At 53.1% G+C, this 17,979-nt stretch carries 17 protein-coding genes; 5 read left to right on the top strand and 12 right to left on the bottom strand.

Annotated features, from left to right (window positions below; genetic code table 11):
* Nucleotides 1–68 precede the first annotated feature (68 nt).
* A complete protein-coding gene (locus IV04_RS13585) occupies nucleotides 69–1,037 on the bottom strand; it encodes a ribose ABC transporter permease (protein WP_152562881.1) in 969 nt (322 codons plus the stop codon).
* Between the two features lie 28 nt (nucleotides 1,038–1,065).
* Nucleotides 1,066–2,589, bottom strand: coding sequence for a sugar ABC transporter ATP-binding protein (locus IV04_RS13580; RefSeq protein ID WP_037394797.1), 1,524 nt, complete (start codon nucleotides 2,587–2,589; stop codon nucleotides 1,066–1,068).
* Nucleotides 2,590–2,854: 265 nt separating this feature from the next.
* Here IV04_RS13580 and IV04_RS13575 point away from each other — a divergent pair, with 265 nt between their 5' ends.
* Nucleotides 2,855–5,467, top strand: coding sequence for an ATP-binding protein (locus IV04_RS13575; RefSeq protein WP_037394799.1), 2,613 nt, complete (start codon nucleotides 2,855–2,857; stop codon nucleotides 5,465–5,467).
* 112 nt (nucleotides 5,468–5,579) lie between these two features.
* Nucleotides 5,580–6,491: a recombination-associated protein RdgC gene (gene rdgC, locus IV04_RS13570; protein WP_037394805.1), complete on the top strand. Its 912-nt coding sequence runs from the start codon at nucleotides 5,580–5,582 to the stop codon at nucleotides 6,489–6,491.
* Between the two features lie 45 nt (nucleotides 6,492–6,536).
* On the opposite strand, the gene ppnP is transcribed toward rdgC, so the two are convergent.
* The 6 genes from ppnP to IV04_RS13540 all read right to left on the bottom strand — a co-directional run bounded on the left by ppnP (nucleotide 6,537) and on the right by IV04_RS13540 (nucleotide 12,123).
* Nucleotides 6,537–6,827, bottom strand: a complete 291-nt coding sequence (gene ppnP / locus IV04_RS13565; protein WP_037394807.1) for a pyrimidine/purine nucleoside phosphorylase — start codon at nucleotides 6,825–6,827, stop codon at nucleotides 6,537–6,539.
* 218 nt (nucleotides 6,828–7,045) lie between these two features.
* A complete protein-coding gene (locus tag IV04_RS13560) occupies nucleotides 7,046–7,972 on the bottom strand; it encodes a DUF1177 domain-containing protein (RefSeq protein WP_037394812.1) in 927 nt (308 codons plus the stop codon).
* 44 nt (nucleotides 7,973–8,016) lie between these two features.
* Nucleotides 8,017–9,585, bottom strand: coding sequence for an OPT/YSL family transporter (locus IV04_RS13555; RefSeq protein WP_037394815.1), 1,569 nt, complete (start codon nucleotides 9,583–9,585; stop codon nucleotides 8,017–8,019).
* Nucleotides 9,586–9,841: 256 nt separating this feature from the next.
* Nucleotides 9,842–10,630: an IclR family transcriptional regulator gene (locus tag IV04_RS13550; protein WP_037394818.1), complete on the bottom strand. Its 789-nt coding sequence runs from the start codon at nucleotides 10,628–10,630 to the stop codon at nucleotides 9,842–9,844.
* Nucleotides 10,631–11,001: 371 nt separating this feature from the next.
* Nucleotides 11,002–11,526 (bottom strand): shikimate kinase AroL, encoded by a 525-nt coding sequence (aroL, locus tag IV04_RS13545; RefSeq protein ID WP_037394821.1) that lies wholly within the window; start codon nucleotides 11,524–11,526, stop codon nucleotides 11,002–11,004.
* Between the two features lie 315 nt (nucleotides 11,527–11,841).
* Nucleotides 11,842–12,123 carry a DUF1471 domain-containing protein gene (locus tag IV04_RS13540; protein ID WP_037394825.1) on the bottom strand — a complete coding sequence of 94 codons (282 nt, stop codon included), beginning with the start codon at nucleotides 12,121–12,123 and terminating at the stop codon, nucleotides 11,842–11,844.
* Between the two features lie 661 nt (nucleotides 12,124–12,784).
* Here IV04_RS13540 and aqpZ point away from each other — a divergent pair.
* Nucleotides 12,785–13,480 (top strand): aquaporin Z, encoded by a 696-nt coding sequence (aqpZ, locus tag IV04_RS13535; RefSeq protein WP_037394828.1) that lies wholly within the window; start codon nucleotides 12,785–12,787, stop codon nucleotides 13,478–13,480.
* A 42-nt stretch (nucleotides 13,481–13,522) separates the two neighbouring features.
* On the opposite strand, the gene IV04_RS13530 is transcribed toward aqpZ, so the two are convergent.
* On the bottom strand, nucleotides 13,523–14,293 hold the full coding sequence (locus tag IV04_RS13530; RefSeq protein ID WP_037394831.1) for a class I SAM-dependent methyltransferase: 771 nt from the start codon (nucleotides 14,291–14,293) through the stop codon (nucleotides 13,523–13,525).
* A gap of 107 nt (nucleotides 14,294–14,400) precedes the next feature.
* Between IV04_RS13530 and IV04_RS13525 the strand changes: the two genes are divergently transcribed.
* A complete protein-coding gene (locus tag IV04_RS13525) occupies nucleotides 14,401–15,225 on the top strand; it encodes a helix-turn-helix transcriptional regulator (RefSeq protein ID WP_051916799.1) in 825 nt (274 codons plus the stop codon).
* Here the strand turns inward: IV04_RS13525 and IV04_RS13520 are convergent.
* Both IV04_RS13520 and IV04_RS13515 read right to left on the bottom strand, forming a co-directional pair.
* The gene (locus IV04_RS13520; protein WP_037394833.1) at nucleotides 15,203–15,457 is read right to left on the bottom strand and encodes a hypothetical protein; all 255 of its coding nucleotides are present in this window, start codon (nucleotides 15,455–15,457) and stop codon (nucleotides 15,203–15,205) included. The two genes, IV04_RS13525 and IV04_RS13520, sit on opposite strands and share 23 nt — an antisense overlap.
* A gap of 167 nt (nucleotides 15,458–15,624) precedes the next feature.
* On the bottom strand, nucleotides 15,625–16,008 hold the full coding sequence (locus tag IV04_RS13515) for a VOC family protein (RefSeq protein WP_037394836.1): 384 nt from the start codon (nucleotides 16,006–16,008) through the stop codon (nucleotides 15,625–15,627).
* A 279-nt stretch (nucleotides 16,009–16,287) separates the two neighbouring features.
* Between IV04_RS13515 and IV04_RS13510 the strand changes: the two genes are divergently transcribed.
* Nucleotides 16,288–16,899 carry a hypothetical protein gene (locus IV04_RS13510; RefSeq protein ID WP_037394839.1) on the top strand — a complete coding sequence of 204 codons (612 nt, stop codon included), beginning with the start codon at nucleotides 16,288–16,290 and terminating at the stop codon, nucleotides 16,897–16,899.
* A 21-nt stretch (nucleotides 16,900–16,920) separates the two neighbouring features.
* On the opposite strand, the gene pagP is transcribed toward IV04_RS13510, so the two are convergent.
* Nucleotides 16,921–17,508 carry a lipid IV(A) palmitoyltransferase PagP gene (gene pagP, locus IV04_RS13505; RefSeq protein WP_037394841.1) on the bottom strand — a complete coding sequence of 196 codons (588 nt, stop codon included), beginning with the start codon at nucleotides 17,506–17,508 and terminating at the stop codon, nucleotides 16,921–16,923.
* Nucleotides 17,509–17,979: the final 471 nt, after the last annotated feature.

The following is a 17,979-nucleotide window of genomic DNA, read 5'->3' as shown; positions in this document are numbered from 1 at the left end:
TTTTCCTCGTTATTTATGGACTCCAAGTTGCAGCGAATGGCGCTGTAACCTGCAGGACGACGGGTAAATCAATGCTGGTAATTGCGGGTACGGTATTTGTCGATCATTACCGCAACAATGATCACCGCACCTTTAATCACCAACTGCCAAAAATACGAAACGCCCATCAGCGTCATACCGTTATTCAGGGTGGCGATGATTAACGCCCCCACCAGAGTGCCGGTAATGGTGCCGATGCCACCCACAAAACTGGTGCCGCCCAGGATCACGGCCGCAATCGCATCCAGCTCATAGCCCATCCCCAGGTTGCCGTTGGCGCTGTAGAGGCGCGAAGCACTCATCACACCGCCCAACCCGGAAAGCAGGCCGCTCATGCCGTACACAAACAGCAGCACCGCACCAACTTTAATCCCGGTCAAACGAGCCGCCTGCATGTTGCCGCCCACGGCGTAAATATGTACGCCCAGCGTCGTACGGCGCAGGATGAACCAGCACAGAGCAATGACCGCAAAGGCAATCACCACCAGCCACGGGATCGGCCCCAGATAAGCGTTACCGATCCATTCAAAACTGATATCGGAATTAATAATGGTGGTGCCATCCGCCAGCAGATACGCCGCACCACGCAGCGCCGTGTAGGTGCCGAGCGTCACGATAAACGGTGGCAAACCGGCATAAGCCACCAGAATGCCGTTAAACAATCCCATGCCCAGCCCGGCCAGCAAAGCCAGTGGAATAGCCAGCCCGGCAACACCCGGCATCAGCGATACCGCCATCGCCACCACGGCGGTCGTCCCCAGCATCGAACCAACAGAGAGATCGATCCCCCCGGTGAGGATGATGAAAGTCATCCCAGCCGCCAGCACGATATTGATCGAAGCCTGACGGGCGATATTCAGCAGGTTGGCATCGGTGAAAAAGTTAGGGGCAACAAAGCCAAAAATGGCGACGATCAGGATCAATATCGGCAAAATACCGACCGTTTGCATCAGATCGCCGAGTAACGCCCGTTTCAAGGCTGGGGCTTTAGTGGTCATAGCAGGTTCCTTGAGCATTCGGCTAGGGTTATTCATGATGAGCGACCTGTGGTTGGCCTGTTTCGACGCCGGTTGCCAGCGTCATGATGTTTTCCTGAGTGATATCAGCACCGGCCAGCTCACCGGCAATGCTGCCTTCATGCATCACATACACGCGGTCGCTCATCCCGACCACCTCCGGTAACTCGCTGGAAATCATCAGGATCGCCACACCTTGTTGCGCCATTTGGCTCATGATGCGGTAGATTTCGCTTTTCGCCCCGACATCCACTCCGCGCGTGGGTTCGTCGAGGATCAGAATGCGCGGGCCAATCGCCACCCAGCGCGAGATCAGCAATTTCTGTTGATTACCACCGGAAAGCCCCCCGGCACGTACTTGCGCATGAGGTACGCGGATGTTCAGCAACTTGATAGCGTCGCTGGAGATAGTCTGTGCCTTAGCGCGGTTCAGCAGCCCATAGCGCGCATCGCGTTCCAGCGTCGCCATCACGATATTTTCATGGGCTGCCAGATCGAGGAACAACCCCTGCTCTTTGCGGTTTTCCGTTAAAAAACCAATGCCGAGAGCAATGGCATCACGCGGGGAATGGATTACAGCCGGTTTGCCGTCGATCTCGATCGTGCCCGCAGTGGCCTTGCGCACACCAAAAATCAACTGTGCCAGTTCAGAGCGCCCGGCCCCCACCAACCCGGCCAAAGCGACGATCTCCCCGGAACCTACCTGTAGGTTGATCGGTTTGATCTTGTTACCGTCCGTCAGGCCATGCAGCGCCAGGCGGGCTTCACCCACCGCGATCCCTCGTTCTTTATTGAACAGATCGCTCAGTGGCCGCCCGACCATCATGCGCACCAGTTCGCTGGCGGAGAGTGTGTCGCGCGTCAGGCTGCCCACATATTGGCCGTCGCGCAGCACGCTGACCCGATCAGAAAGCTCATATACTTCTGCCATACGGTGGCTGATATAGATGATCGCCATGCCTTCGTCGCGCAGGCGTTTGATCAAGGCAAACAGGCGCTGTGTCTCGCGTGATGACAGTGCAGCGGTCGGTTCATCCATCACCAGAATACGGCTGTTACGGTACAGCGCACGGGCGATCTCCACCTGTTGCTGCTCGGCAATGGTCAGTTTCATCACCCGATCGCTGGCACGGAACTGCGCCCCTAAGCGATCAATCACCTTCTGGGCCTCTTCCTGCATCTGCTGGCGCTGCACCAGGCCAGCACGCTGGATCTCGCTGCCGAGAAATATGTTCTCTGCCACTGTCAGATTCGGTGCCAGATTCATTTCCTGATAAATCAGGGTGATCCCCGCTGCCAGAGCATCTTTTGGCCCTTTGATGGCAAACGGCTGTCCGTCGATAAAAATTTCCCCGCTGCTGGCGGTATACGCACCGGCCAAGATCTTCATCAATGTACTTTTTCCTGCGCCGTTTTCCCCCATCAGCGCATGGATTTCACCGCGATATACCGTCAGATTGACCCCATTCAGCGCGTAAAACTGGCCAAAACTTTTGGCAATATTCTGCATTTCCAGAATCGGCGTAGCGCCCATCATCATTCCCCAGATTACGGTTTGGCGTGATGGCAGTTAATCACGCCCGAATAAATACAAAATGTCAGCCACCATTCATGATTGTCATAATGTTAACGGCGGGGCTTTTATACCCTAAATAATTCGAGTGGCTTGTAGGCGGCAACGGAACGAGTCCCCAGGAGCTTACTCAGGTAAGTGACTGGGGTGAGTGAGGGCAGCCAACACCCAAGCAACTTGAAGTATGACGGGTATATACTGTGGGCAAACCGTTGAGGGAGATATAATGCGCAAAACGCCTTTTCTCGCCAGTGCTCGTGGGCGCTTGCTGATGTTCAATCTGCTGGTGGTGGCCGTCACGCTGATGGTCAGCGGCGTGGCGATCATCGGTTTCAATCACGCAGGCAAACTGCAAGAACAGATGCAGGCGCAAACGCTGCAAGAAATGAGCGACAGCATGGCGCTGAGCCGCGATACCTCAAACGTCGCCACGGCGGCCATCCGGCTTTCACAGGTGGTCGGGGCGCTGGAATATCAGAGTGAATCAGCACGGCTGAAACAGACCCAATTGGCGTTGCAAGCCTCTTTGGCTCGTCTGGCCGATGCCCCACTGGCCCACAGCGAACCGGCGTTGGTCAACCGCATTATTGAACGCAGTAATGCGCTGGAAACCAGCGTGACCCGCATGCTGGAACTGGGGCACACCCGCCATCTGCAGCGCAATATCCTGTTGAGTGAGCTGTATCAGGCGCAAAGCACGCTGCGCCATATCACCAGCCTCAGTCAGCACGCCGACCTTAAGCAGCCACCACCGGCATTGCTCAGCCAGCTCGATCGCTTATTGGTGATTGCCATCCAGACGCCGATCCCCAAGGCAGCCACCCAACAGATTAACCAGGTGATGGCCGCTTGGCCCGCGCACAGCAGCGACGCGCTGATCGATGAGAAAATGCGCCAGTTCCGCCACAGCGAGCTGTCGTTACTGCCACAAACTCTGGAACTGGAGCAGAGCGATCTGGCACTGGCCTATTACACCTACCACATCAAAGCCCTGGTAGCGATGCTCAGCGATGACATTAACCTCTACGTGCAAAAGGTGGCGGATGAGTCGGAGCAACGCACCCACAAAACACACAGTGAACTTAACTCGATTATCGCGTTTATCGGCCTGTTTGCCTTGCTGTCGCTGGTGATTACCGGTTTTGCCGGGCTCTATATCTACCGCAATCTGGGTTCCAACCTGACGGCGATTGCCAACGCCATGACGCGCTTAACGCGTGGTGAGCGTGAAGTTAACGTACCCGCCCTGCAACGGCGTGATGAATTGGGGGAACTGGCGCGCGCGTTTAACGTTTTTGCCCGGAACACCGCTTCGCTGGAACAGACTTCACGCCTGCTGAAAGAGAAAAGTACCCAGTTGGAAACCACTTTTCTGGCAATGCGTGACGGCTTTGCGCTGTTCGACAATAACGGCCATCTGGTGGTGTGGAATCCGCAATATCCGCTGCTGCTGGGGCTGAACGAGCAGCAGTTGCATCGCGGCCAGCACTATCGCGCCTTGCTACAGCACGTTACGCCACCCCACGGCCAGCGTTGGGAAGAGGTGCTGGCCAATATCTCCAGCGAGCTACCGCATCCACAAGAGCTGCAACTGGCCGGGGGGCGCACCGTTGAACTGCGTTTCAGCCCGGTGCCCAACCGTGGCGTAGTGAACGTGGTGCTGGAACGCACCGAGCGCAAAGCGCTGGAAGAAGCGCTGTTGCACAGCCAGAAAATGAAAGCGGTGGGTCAACTGACCGGCGGTTTGGCACATGATTTCAATAATCTGCTGGCCGTGATTATCGGTAGCCTGGAACTGACCACCCAGCACCGGTTGGACGCCCAGAGCGAGCAGCGCATCGCCCGCGCCCTGAAAGCCGCCGAGCGCGGCGCACAGTTGACGCAGCGCCTGCTGGCCTTTTCCCGCAAGCAGGCGCTGCACCCGCAGGCGGTGGCGTTAAAAGACCTGGTGGAAAACCTGCAGGAACTGCTGCGCCATTCACTCCCGACGACGCTTTCCCTGACCATTGAGGCTCAACAGCCCGGTTGGCTGGCGTGGATCGACGTCAATCAATTAGAGAATGCGCTACTGAACCTGGTGGTGAATGCCCGCGATGCCATGGAAGGCCGCAGCGGCACGGTGCGTATCCGCATTTACAATCAGCGAGTGGTGCGAACCGGGGGTAAAAAACAGGATATGGTGGCGCTGGAGGTCATTGATACCGGTAGCGGAATGTCGGAAGAGGTCAAAGCACGGGTGTTCGAACCTTTCTTCACCACCAAGGCCGTTGGCAGCGGCAGCGGGTTGGGCCTGTCGATGGTCTATGGCTTTGTGCGCCAGTCCGGTGGCCGGGTGCAGGTGGAAAGCGCTCCCGGTAGCGGGACGCTGGTGCGGCTGCAACTGCCGCGTGCGCAAGCGGCTACCGCTGATGCGCCACAGGTTTTACCTGCAGAAGCAAACGACGCTACCGATCATCTGGTTCTGGTGCTGGAAGATGAAAATGACGTGCGCCATACCCTGTGCGAGCACTTGCATCAACTCGGCTATCTGACGCTCGACAGCGCCGACAGCCAGGAAGCGCTGGCCATGCTGCGCCAGACGGCGGATATCACGTTGTTGATCAGCGATTTGATGCTACCCGGTGAGTTGAACGGCGTGCAGGTGATCAATCAGGCACGTGCGGTCAATCCACGGCTAAGCACGTTGCTGATCAGCGGCCAGGATATGCGCCAGCACAGCGAAGATGAATCATTGGATATCGAACTGTTGCGTAAGCCGTTCAGCCAGCGGCAACTGGCTTCTGCGTTGCAACGGGCAAGGCACAGAAACGCGGGAGACACCGCAAAACCACGGGAATAAGGCGATTTCCCCGCGTCAATTCGTTATCATGCCGCCCTGCTTTTGATGAATCTGCGTGCAACCCTGACGAGATATGAGGGGGATAAGTGCACGCCCAGCCTGGGATAACATTATGCTGTGGTTTAAGAATTTGATGGTTTACCGTTTGAGCCGCGACGTTGCGCTAAACGCGGATGAAATGGAAAAACAGCTCAGCGCCTTTGCGTTCACCCCGTGCGGAAGCCAGGATATGGCGAAAACCGGCTGGGTCTCACCAATGGGCTCTCACAGCGACGCACTGACGCATGCGGTTAACGGGCAGATCGTGATCTGCGCCCGTAAAGAAGAGAAGATCCTGCCCTCTCCGGTGCTAAAACAGGAATTGCAGGCGAAGATTGATAAGCTGGAAGGCGAGCAGCACCGCAAACTGAAGAAAACCGAGAAAGACTCACTGAAAGATGAAGTGTTGCACAGCCTGTTGCCGCGCGCTTTCAGCCGCTTTAACCAGACGTTTATGTGGATCGACACCGTCAACAGCCTGATCATGGTGGATGCCGCCAGTGCCAAACGCGCCGAAGACACCCTGGCGCTGTTGCGCAAAAGCCTCGGTTCCCTGCCGGTAGTCCCGTTAACCATGGAAAGCCCGATCGAGCTGACGCTGACCGAATGGGTGCGCTCCGGTGAACTGCCCGCCGGTTTTATCATTCAGGACGAAGCCGAACTGAAAGCCATTCTGGAAGATGGCGGCGTGATCCGCTGCAAAAAGCAGAACCTGATTAGCGATGAGATCGCCGTGCATATTGAAGCGGGCAAGCTGGTGACCAAACTGGCGGTGGATTGGCAGGAGCGGATCCAACTGGTGCTGGCCGACGATGGCTCGCTCAAGCGCCTGAAGTTTGCCGACGTCTTACGCGAGCAGAACGCTGACATCGACCGCGAAGACTTTGCCCAGCGCTTTGATGCTGACTTCATCCTGATGACCAGCGAGCTGGCAGCGTTAATCAGCAATACCATTGAAGCCTTGGGTGGCGAAGCGCAGCGATAACGCTGGCAAAGCCGCCGGGTGCAACAGGTTGCACCCGGCGGTAAATTATTTACTCAGATAACGGCAAAGATAAGCGGTAGCATCCGCAACCTGCAGGTTGAACTCACTGTGCCCCGGTACGAAGAACTTTTCGCCTGGCGTAAATACCTGCCAGTCCGGCGCGCCCGGCAGCAACACTTTTAATGCGCCGGTGATCACCGTCATTTCCTCCGGTTGTGCGGTGCTGAAAGTGTACTGCCCCTCCTCCATCACACCGACGCTGGTAAGACCGATGCTGCTACTATCGAAACCGATAGACTTCACTTTCCCGCCAAAATACTCATTTACTTTCAGCATAGACTGGCCTCACGTTATCATCTTAGTAGACCCCCATATTGGGGGATTGAGCCTGATCTGTCACTGGTTTTTCACACGAAATGCGATCGCGATGCGCGGGAGGGTTGCACCGGTTTTTCCTAGCGGTTCAAAACAGCCGGGCAGAATAAAAAACGGGGCCCGCAGGCCCCAAAGAATAACAAGTTAACAGGATTAAAGGAAAAGAAGACAAATCTTGATTAACGCTGTTGCAGATGGCGCATGCTGCCATACAACGCCAACAGGCGGGCATATTCAGCCGCGTCATAAAAATGGCAGGTACCGCGCCCGAACTCTTTCGCCACTTCCACAGCAAATTTCACCGTTAACGCGATGTCCGTTTCATGGCTAGCCCCGGTGCCACACCCCGGCACCACCGACTCCGTGCAGATCGCCACCCCAACCACTGGTGCCGTCGTGGCGGTTGAGGGCTGCAGAATACTGTTGAGATGATGCACATCGTTGCCGTAAGGCGTAATGTCCTGCATGGTGATCGGGAACGTCACCGCCGCGCGGCCACTGGTCATCTCCATAATGCGCAGCAGATCTTCCGCTACCCGCAGGATGTACCCCTCTTTCACCGTCGGCGACAGGGCATAACCTTTGTGGTTAATGATCCTGTTACCTTTGGTGGTATCGATCGACAAAATGGCATCCGCTTCTGGCACCACTTCGTGAGCGTTCATTGTGACGTCATCAATCGGTGAATCCATAAAATCCACCGGATCGTGCGGGCGCGTTGGTGCATTAGGGCAAATGTGGGTGGTTACAATCACATCCCCTGGCAACACATCGCCTTTACGCTGCATCTCTGCCAGCTTCAAAGCACAGGCAATTGCTGCAATGGCACCATCACCGTCAGAAACCAGCCCAATACGCGTCGGGCGCGCACCAATGCCCCCCAAGCGCCCAATAATCCCCAGAGTCGGCGCGCTGCCGCCTGCACTTTTACCCGCGTTACCTGCAATCTCGATACGGACAAAATCGGTCGAGCCTTTTGTACCGCTGGCGCGGCTGGTGCTGGCCTTTACCGCCGGATATGGAGCGAATAAGTCAACAATGTCCTGACCGCTGACATAGGCGTTGTCAATCAGCTCAAAAACCTGCAGTGTTTGTTGCAAACTCATGTTGGTACCTCATCAATTTCTCTGGTGTGGCGATACGCTTGGCGTTACTTCCCTTTACTGGAAAAAATCGAGTTAAAGAAGTTGTACAATGCGTCACCGGCAATAAATCCGGCAGCCATAATCTCCATCGGGGTACGGCCTTTATCACCCCAACGCTTAATAATCAGAATGCGTAATGCAATACCCACCACCACCGCCCAACCAGCCAATGGATTGTTGATCAGCAAACCGGTTGCCAGCAGCACGCCTAACTGGCGTTTTGGCCCACCAATCCACTGCACGATGGCCCCCGGAATAGCCCAGATCAGCAGGCTGAAAGCGATGCCCGGCTGCGCCCCGGCCTCAATCGTTTTGGCATACACACGCGCCACCGGCGGAACCAGATCCTGCAGGAAATAGCTGTTATAGGAGAAATAAACCACTGGAATGGCGATCACAAACGCGATCATCGCGGCAATCAATTGAATACGGCGGCCCAGCAGTTCCTGCTGCAAATCCTTGCCATAACCGCGCAGGATGAAGCCCGCTTTCAGGTCAAAGCCCATATCGGCAAACGCCGGGCCGGTTGCCGCAGTGAAACCGGTTAAAATGCACAGCGCCAACGGCGGAAAACCAAGCAAAATGCCGACAATCAAAGTGATCAACGCCACGGCAAAAGCCGGGAACCAACCGGAGTGCATCGCCGCGATGCCAACAATCAGTTCATGCACAAAGGCGGCGAAAGCCGCATAAAGCACAAACAACAGCAGCATGGTCAGTGACATTTCACTGTACAGCCCACCCGCCAGCGCCAGCAGCGCAGCGATCGCCACATATCCACCAGCCCCCAGACCCAGTGCTTTACGCACTTCGCTGTCGGGCTGCGTATGGGTGGAGGCAGCGTCTGCGTTTTTATTGCGGATCACCTGAACCACCTGGATCAACGCCACCAGCCCGGCCCCCACCATGACACCGTGTGGAATATACTGCGCGTTGATATCCACCCCGGTCAGTGGTTGACCGTAGGCGCGCAGCAACAGGCCAATACCGAACATGCTCAACGCCCAGATATTGCCGATAAATGCTGTACCAAAGGCGGCCATCGGGATCTTGAGCATCGAACCGGCAACCCCGATCACCACGCCCACGACCAGCAACCACGCCTGTTTCCCCCCGCGATCCCCCGCCTTGATAGCTTCTGCAGCAGCAACACCCGGTGGCCAGGCATTAGCAGCAGGGAACACTTTGGTATCAAACAGGCGATACAACAGATAGGCATCCAGCAGCATCGCCGCAGCCACGCCGCAGAACATCGGCATAATTAACTGAGGTTGCCCCATCACGTAAGGGACGGCAATCGGCATTAACAGGCTGTTGGCAGCACCGAAGGTGGCAGAAGAGATCACCGTTTGTGCCAGGTTTTGCGTGTGTATCGAGCGGTAACGTTGAAACATCTGCAACGGAATTCGCGCCAGCAGCATGGCAAACAGCGCACCGATAATTGAGGTATTGGGCGTTACGCCTAGCGTGGTGATCAACTGCACACCGATAATGGCACCAATAATGGACAGCAGCACCATCACCAGTAGCGTGCCAAGATCTTTTAATGGGTTAATGGTTTTCTCTGATTGCATACACAGTATTCCTGATTATCCCTATTGTCCGGCAAAAATAATATTTCAGGTACCCGCCAGCGCTGCAGTTCCGCTATTTGGAACTTACAGTGAAATGATTGATTTCCTGCCAATACTCTAAATCATTCAAGTTACGCGTAATATATTGAATTCTGATAGGTATATTTAGGCTGATTAATTACGGCCTGATCATTAAACCGCAAGCCAAGTTCCCTGGTGTTGGAACGCTAATTAATTCAGCCGTAATGCTACCTTTTCAGCGAGAATATTCCCAAACGCGCTGTTGCCAATATTCATCACCGAGCCTTTCTGCCAGTTGGCGAGAAACCGTCATCAGCGCCTCAAGTACCTGAGGTGAATAAGGTTGTTCCTCGCGCTGTGAAGGAAAGGATAAACATAACCCCACCGTCTCATTGCGGTGCTTATTGGTTACCGCTGTTGCTAATGAACTGATACCAGGCAGCGTTTCGTTACGCGCCAATGACCAGCCCCGCTGCCTGACCAAGGCCAGTTTTTGCAGCAATTCCTCCAACGTTTGCGGCGAGTTGGCAGCCACCGCCCGATAACCTGCCGCAAAGCGTTCGCATACCTGTTCATCGCTGTCGCGCGCCAGCAATGCACGGCCCACCGAGGTTTCCGCTGCCGGTGAACAGACGCCTACCGGTGTAATCACCTGAAAGAAATGGCGCCCCGGGAATGTACGCATCACCCGACCATCACGCCCATCCAGCATCGCGATATACCCTGTGCAAAAGGTTAACTGGTCAAGCTGAGTCATCAACGCCGCAGCGTTTTCCACCAGCGGCGTTGACAGATAATGGCTAGCCACCGAAAGCAGTACCTGCCCGATCCTATACAGACGGCTCGTGGGATCGCGCTCCAACATCCCTTGGTTTTCCATGGTTTGTAACAAGCGCGACACGGTGCTTTTCGGCAAACCAAGTTGCTCCACCACATCGCTGAACGAAATACCCGGCTGACCGTAAGTCATGCCCTGTTGAGAAAATAACTTTAATACTGCCGCAGCATTCTCTAATGTGGTCATGACACTCTTTGTTCCACTATGCGGAACTAAGTTCCTATTCAATATTTAAAAACTAGAACTCATAGCACTTATCGTCAAGAGGTTTATTTTTGATAATCAGGTTTAATTGCAGCAAATAATGCTTCTATAACAGAAATATAGGAAATAATGCATAAGTATCACTAATGAAACTTTGCATATAGTCGGGGCAGGATAAGTATCTCAGCACAAAACTCTGATAAAACCAACTTCATCAGAAGTTATCAAAAAAGTCGTTGAGATCTCAAATTCCACTTTATCGGACAATGCCGGATTGGCAGAGTAAATTGATTTACTCTGGGCTCTAGCCATTTGATAAGAAAGGAGCACCAGAAACGTGCCCCAGAAAACCGTTACTTAACCGCTTCACCCTGTAAAGCTACAAGGATTTGCTCAACCACCTGCGCCGGAGGCAGAGTACAGTCCATCACATAATGTGCCGCTTCTTGATACAGCGCTTCACGCTGCGCCAATACTTCCAGCATTTCTTCCGCTATCGGGCGGCCCGTCAAGGTCGGGCGTTGTGCATCCTGCGGATACTCAGTCAAACGCTGCGCTAACACGCTGGCTGGCGCACGCAGATAAATCACCGTGCCGTGCTGCCGCATAAACCGACGGTTCTCTTCCGCCAGGATCATACCGCCCCCGGTGGCAACCAGGGTTGACGGCTGTGTTACTTCTTGCAAAGCCAGTGTTTCACGGCGGCGGAACCCCAGCCACCCTTCTTGCACCACCATCTCTGCTACACTCATTTGCGCAGCCTGCTGCATAAACAGATCGGTATCGATAAACTGATAACCCAGAGCCTGCGCCAATGCGCTACCCACCGTGGTTTTACCAGCTCCGCGCGCGCCTACCATAAAAATGGTTTGTGTCATTACAGGTTGTCCCTTATGCGGTCACTTGAGTGCATTACTTACCAACAGGATATCTGACAGAGAGATCGAGCGTGGCTGCAGCATCATACCGCCCCTGCACTGTATTTCAATATTTACGATAGTGTAAATCTTATGGCACAGCGGCCTGCACGCACGAAATTCTGCACCAGAATGGTTCACCATCGTGCATCCTATCGGTTCAGAGCGCGTCATTTAAACAGATTGTCACAACGAGTAAAAGCCTAAACGCCCCAGTCACCTGGCGATCTCTGCTCCTGGGGCTCACTCATTTGCCGCCTTGCTGCGGTTGATTTATTAACGATAGATTTCCGCATTACCACGCCAATTGCTGGAATCGCCAGGGTTATCCAGCCCAATGATACGATAATGTGTGGCCCCGTCCTCCGTCGCTTTCTGTTTTAACGCGTGGACAGCATCATCTGGCGAACCACTGATGCCAGATACCGAGACAACTCCCATACTCTGCATCGTGCTGGCCTGATTGCTGTTGACCTGTTGAGCAGACATATTGGCCGCCAAAGTTGAGAATGAAGCCGTGGCGATCAGTGCTGCAGCGAGACAAGGTAATAGTTTCATGATTGACTCCGTTACTTTAATGTTTTGATGGCTATACCCGCCATACTTAAAGTTGCTTGGGTATAATCCGATTCGTTCTCAGCGATTTAATTATTAGCCAGCAAATGCAAACGGACGTCACTCAAGGTAAAGAAGCTCAATGATTGTGAAGAAAATGAGGAGGAAATGAGAGCTTTTATTTCTCAACCATAAAGGGATATTTACCATATAACCTCATACCCTGCTTTATTTAAACAACGCTAAGTTCGTCGTATATCAAGTTGTCGGCGTATTGGCTTTCCTGCGACTTGAATTATTTTGAACACAATAAGTACCAAGTAGGAATAGTACAAATCAGGATTTTTTCAGACAATAACCAAGAAAGTCACCTATAAAAGAATAAACAAGACAAGAAAAGCAAGACGTTTCTTAAAATCAATTCCGTGTTCTAGACAAATTATAATAATAGGGATTTAATACCCCCGTAATTAAAGGCCTATCAAACACCATCACTCATACCCATAACCTTCCAAGATACGGGGAGTTGGCTGTGCTCGCGCAACCAAGGCAATCAACACCCAAGCAGCTTGAAGTATGACGGATATAAATTCTGGGAATAAAAACCGGGGTTCATAGTGTTAGTGCTGATAAAAATCTATTTTTCTTGCAGGGTTCAATCTATATGTCAAAGCGACTCTTTGCCGAATTTTTTGGTACATTTTGGTTGGTATTCGGTGGTTGTGGCAGCGCTGTCTTAGCCGCCGCATTCCCACAACTGGGTATTGGTTTTACCGGTGTAGCTCTAGCGTTTGGTCTCACCGTTGTCACCATGGCGTATGCCGTCGGTCATATTTCTGGTGGGCATTTTAACCCGGCAGTTACTCTGGGATTATTTGCCGGTGGCCGTTTCCCGGCAAAAGATGTTATCCCTTACGTGATTACTCAGGTTATTGGGGCTATTGCCGCAGCTGCGGTGCTGTATTTAGTCGCCAGCGGTAAAACCGGCTTTGATGCCACCAGCAGTGGTTTTGCTTCCAATGGCTACGGCGAGCATTCGCCAAATGGCTATTCTCTGCAGGCTGCAATCGTTATTGAGCTGGTGCTGACTGCCTTCTTCCTGATCGTTATTCATGGTGCGACAGATAAACGCGCCCCTGCAGGATTTGCCCCCCTGGCTATCGGCCTGGCATTAACGCTGATTCATTTAATCAGTATTCCAGTCACCAATACCTCCGTTAACCCGGCGCGCAGCACCGGTGTGGCAATATTCCAGGGTACTTGGGCATTGCAGCAACTGTGGGTATTCTGGTTAGTGCCATTAATTGGCGGCGTTATCGGTGGGCTGATTTACCGTTGCCTGCTGGAAGAGAAAAAATAAACATGAATCTCAGGGCAACCTTTAATGGTTGCCCTGCGGCGATTATCCCTTGCTCACTTCAAACATCATAATGTCACTGGTAAATGAGCCATCGTCCTGAATGGCGAAATGCTGCCGCACATCTTCTGCTACCCCTTGCTGCAGAGCGCGAATCGCCGTCACAAAATGTTCCGGGGTACGCATCCGCGCTACCCAACTGCCGAACTCCAGATCCAGACGATCCGAGGTGACTTGCCGCACCACCAACCCAGCCTCAGTGAACATTCCCAACCATTCACCAGGCGCATAGTTGCGTACGTGTGAGGTATCGCGCAACACTTCTACCGTCTGCAAATAGATATCCAGCAACGGATGCCCTGGGGAGACCACATCCATAAAAATGGCGCGGCCACCAGGTTTCAGCACCCGCCTCACTTCACGCAATGCGCGGCCAACGTCGTGCCAGTGGTGTGCAGAATAGCGGCTGATCGCGATGTCGAAACTACCATCGTCAAACGGCAGTGATTCAGCCACACCTTGTTGTAACTGAATATTCTCCAGCCCTTTCTCCGCCGCCGCCTGGCCAACCACTGACAGCATTTGTGCAGAAAGATCGTATGCTACTACCTGAGCCACCTTTGCCGCAGCAACAAAACTGGCATGCCCTGCCCCACAGCCCAAATCAAGCAGCCGGGCGTTAGGGCTGCCTTGCAACAGGCCCGCCAAGCGTTGCAAATCTTTCCCCTGTGCATGTACGGCACTGTTCAAATAGGCCTGGGCCTGATCGCCAAACTGCCTTTCAACCGCATTCTTGTGGCTGTCACTGATGCTCATATCTCCCCCTTAATGGTAGTGGTGCCGGATGGCCTGCAGTGACTATAATTAACTTGCTATACGGGTACAATATGACCATTTATCCTAGTATGATTAGGTACCACGCTATGGAATCAGATGCTTTATCCGGCCCAAAAGCCCTTGGCGCTTTTCTGCGTGCGCACCGTGAACGGGTCACGCCAGAAATGCTGGGCTTGCCCACTGCTTCACGCCGCCGCACCAGCGGCTTGCGCCGTGAGGAACTGGCGCAAATCAGCGGCATCAGTGCCACCTGGTATACCTGGATCGAACAGGGGCGCGAGGTATCGATTTCACCGTACACGCTGGCGCGGATCGCCAAAGCGCTGCGGCTCGGCCATGCCGAACGTCACTACCTGTTTACGCTGGCACGGATCGCCGATCCTGAGTTGGAGCAACAGCAGGAAACGGTGAATGCCGCCGTCCTGCACAGCGTGCACCAGATGACCGTGCCTTGTTATCTGCTCGATCTCACCTGGAATATGGTGGCCTGGAATCAGCAGGCAGCAGAGTTGTTCAGCGGCTGGCTGCAACAGGCCAAAACACCAAACCTGCTACATTTTATGTTCTTCCACCCGCAGGCAAAAAAACTGGTAAGCAATTGGGAAGATCGTGCCCGTCGTGTAGTGGCAGAGTTCCGAGCGGAAACCAGCCACCACCAGGGAACCGAAGAGATACGCGCTTTTGTGCGCAATATGACGCACAACAGCCAGACTTTTCACCATTGGTGGAAGCAGCAGGACGTTATGGCACGCGAGGGGGGAGCCCGCGCTTTTACCCACCCATACAGAGGGGAACTGCATTATCAGCAGGTCACCTTTTACCCTGCGGAGCACCATGGGCTCAAACTGGTGATGTTAATGCCTTTGCCGCCAGACGATAGTACCGGGCTCAAGGGGCTTGATCGTCGCTGATTTTTGCCAGCGCCGTGAGGTAAGCCTGTACCTTTCTGCGTTTCTTCAACCAGGTAGTGAAAGAAACGACAAAAATGGCCCCAGACATGGCCAGCACCCCAATAGGGTGGTCATAAAATAGCATCAAAATAAAATAAACGGCTGAAACAATCGCCACCCATTTGGCCGAATTCCCTACGGCATTTTTCTCGGAGGTTAAACGGCGGATCGACTCTTCTTCACTGATTCCCATACGTTCTCCTTTTGGCTCAACGTTCCATTATATGTAACAGGATTGCTGACATTTCAATGAATTACACCGTAAAGATGCGTAAATATCAGCAAACGCCATTACAGCAAGCCAGCAGGTTGGTTCGTTGCTTAATTCAACAACCGTTTAACCCACTTGAAAAAGCGGGTTCAGCCAGTGATCTCGATGGCATTGCCGTCAGGATCCTGAATGATCGCCTCATAGAACCCATCGCCGGTATAACGCGGCGCGGCACGCAAAATACCATCCTGCTTTGCCCGCTGTGCCAGTTCGTCCACCAAGGCCTCACTGCCCAATGAAATGGCTATGTGCGCCCAACCGATACCCTCCTCACCCGGTTTGCCCGGCAGCAAACCCGGAACGGCCATGATCTCCAGCGTTGGCCCAGAAGCCAGGCTGACAAAGCGGGAAACAAAACCAGGGCGATTCTTGCTGACATACTCTTCTCCGGCAACGCCGTTGAAATAACGCTGCCAAAAAGCAACCTGCGCCTCAATATTCTGCGTCCATAGCGCAACATGGGCTATTTTCATCATCATTCTCCAGAGGTTGAAGGAATGTAGAGCAGGTTACCGCCACTGCGCGCCACCTGCGGTTCAAACGGTGAATGCCCGCAGTGGGCCATGGCGGGCAAAAACGTTCATTCGGCAGCAATTTTGCCATGATGGCTTCCTCTTAGCGATTAAACGATCACCACCGTCCCATCAGTTTGACAAAAAATTCCGTAGCCAATTTAGCCAAGCAGGATGTTGGCTATACTGGAAAAACGGGTGTCAGTGCAGGCGTAACCCATCAGGCGCAAGGGGAGAGTGATGTTATTGAGAATCGCCAGTTGGCTATTTCAACTTCCTGGCAGGCTGTTTGCCCCCATCTTCAGAAATCGCCTGACGATACTGATCTTTTTTATGTTGGTTGCTGCGAGCATTTTTGCCGCCAAGCGCCATCTGTACACACAGCAACACCAAGAAACAGTGGCGCTTACCACACCGAAGAATTACCAGATCCCGCGCGAAGTGCCTTTACGAGAGGCTCGTGAACATTGCGGTGGGCCACTGCTCGATAATCAAGGGCAACCCTGGCCGACTGCTGCCGGTTATCTGCAACAGCCCCAATGGCCAGCGGGCAGTTCCCTGCGCGAGTTCACGCTGGATAACCGGCAAAACGCTTTTGCCATTCTGGTCAAACTGGAGAATACCTTGGCACCGCAGCAGCCTGCGGAGGTGTTTATCCCCGCTGCTGGCAGTTTCACGGTCAAAATGGATGCGGCAGGGGAATACGTGATGAAAGCCAAGGATCTCAAAAGCGGTTGCAGTTTCCGTTCGGCAACCCTTTCCGTGGCTGAACATCAGGGCGGGCAATTATCGTTAAAATTATCGGGAGAAGATTCAGAACTCTATCACCCGATTAGCGACAGTGAGTTCTGAACCTTAACGATTCAGCTCAAATCAAAACTGCCAGCGCAACCAGGCAAAGAACACGTTGCCGTTGTTGTAGGTACCTGGAATGTAGGTTGCCTGGAAAGTAAGCTGCTGATAACCAATGGAAGCCATCGGCAACGGAGCCGGGAGCGGAATATAGCTCCAGTTATCGCGCGCGGTGATGCTGGCGGTAAAACCGAGGCCAAGGCGAAAATCCTCGCCCTCAATTGGCCGCCAGATATTCTCATAGGCATAGCCACCGATCGGTTCCCACTTGTTGAACGAATCTTTGAACATCATAAAGTAGATGGTGTGCCAGTCACCGTCTGCGTCAAAGCGCGAGATACCGTACCCCAGCCCCCACGGACGTTCATTGTAGCTATCGATCTTTTCCTGCGAGTAAGTCCAGCGGTTATGCCAGGTGATCGCAGGCAGGTAGAGTTCTTTGTTCGGCGAATCGTTCCAGGTTTCGGCAACGTTACTCTTAAAACGCCCCCACAAACTCTGTTCTTCTGCCGTTGTGCTGTTACTTTCTGTACCAACCTCAGCGTAAGAAGGCAGTGCAGAAAATAACAACGCCAGCGAACATGCCGAAAGAGTCCTTTCAAAATACATTATCAAGCTCCCATAAAAATAAGCGGGGGATTTTTACCGATCGCTATGCCGAGATCAAGCCGTATCGTACTGGCACCGCGCCTTTTATACCCGCTTATTGAAGTTTGGTTTACCTCCACCTCCGGGTCTGTTTTCTGTAAAAAAACACAGCTAATCTACTCATTTTCCACCAGATTGTCCGTCAGAAAACTCTTTTTCTTACGCTTATATATCAATGGATTATTGCAAATTTTTAACATTTTTTCTGAAAGAAAAAGTTACATTATCCTTATACAAATGAATGATATTATAATTTTTTGCGGCCCAGCATGTAAAGCCACGGTGCCACTCATGGCAATGGCTCAAGAAAAGGAAGTCATACATCAGGTATGTTATTGAATCTGCTTGTTTCTGCGGTTAGAAACACCCAAAAGAGGTCATTTACCTTTATCTGCTATTACCCATTTTCTCTTGATGATTCAAATAGCTGAA

Origin of the sequence: Serratia sp. Ag1 (assembly GCF_000743355.1) — a bacterium.
Lineage (GTDB): Bacteria > Pseudomonadota > Gammaproteobacteria > Enterobacterales > Enterobacteriaceae > Chania.
The sequence above is the reverse complement of the archived record's forward strand: the minus strand, read 5'-3'. Positions and strand labels throughout refer to the sequence as shown.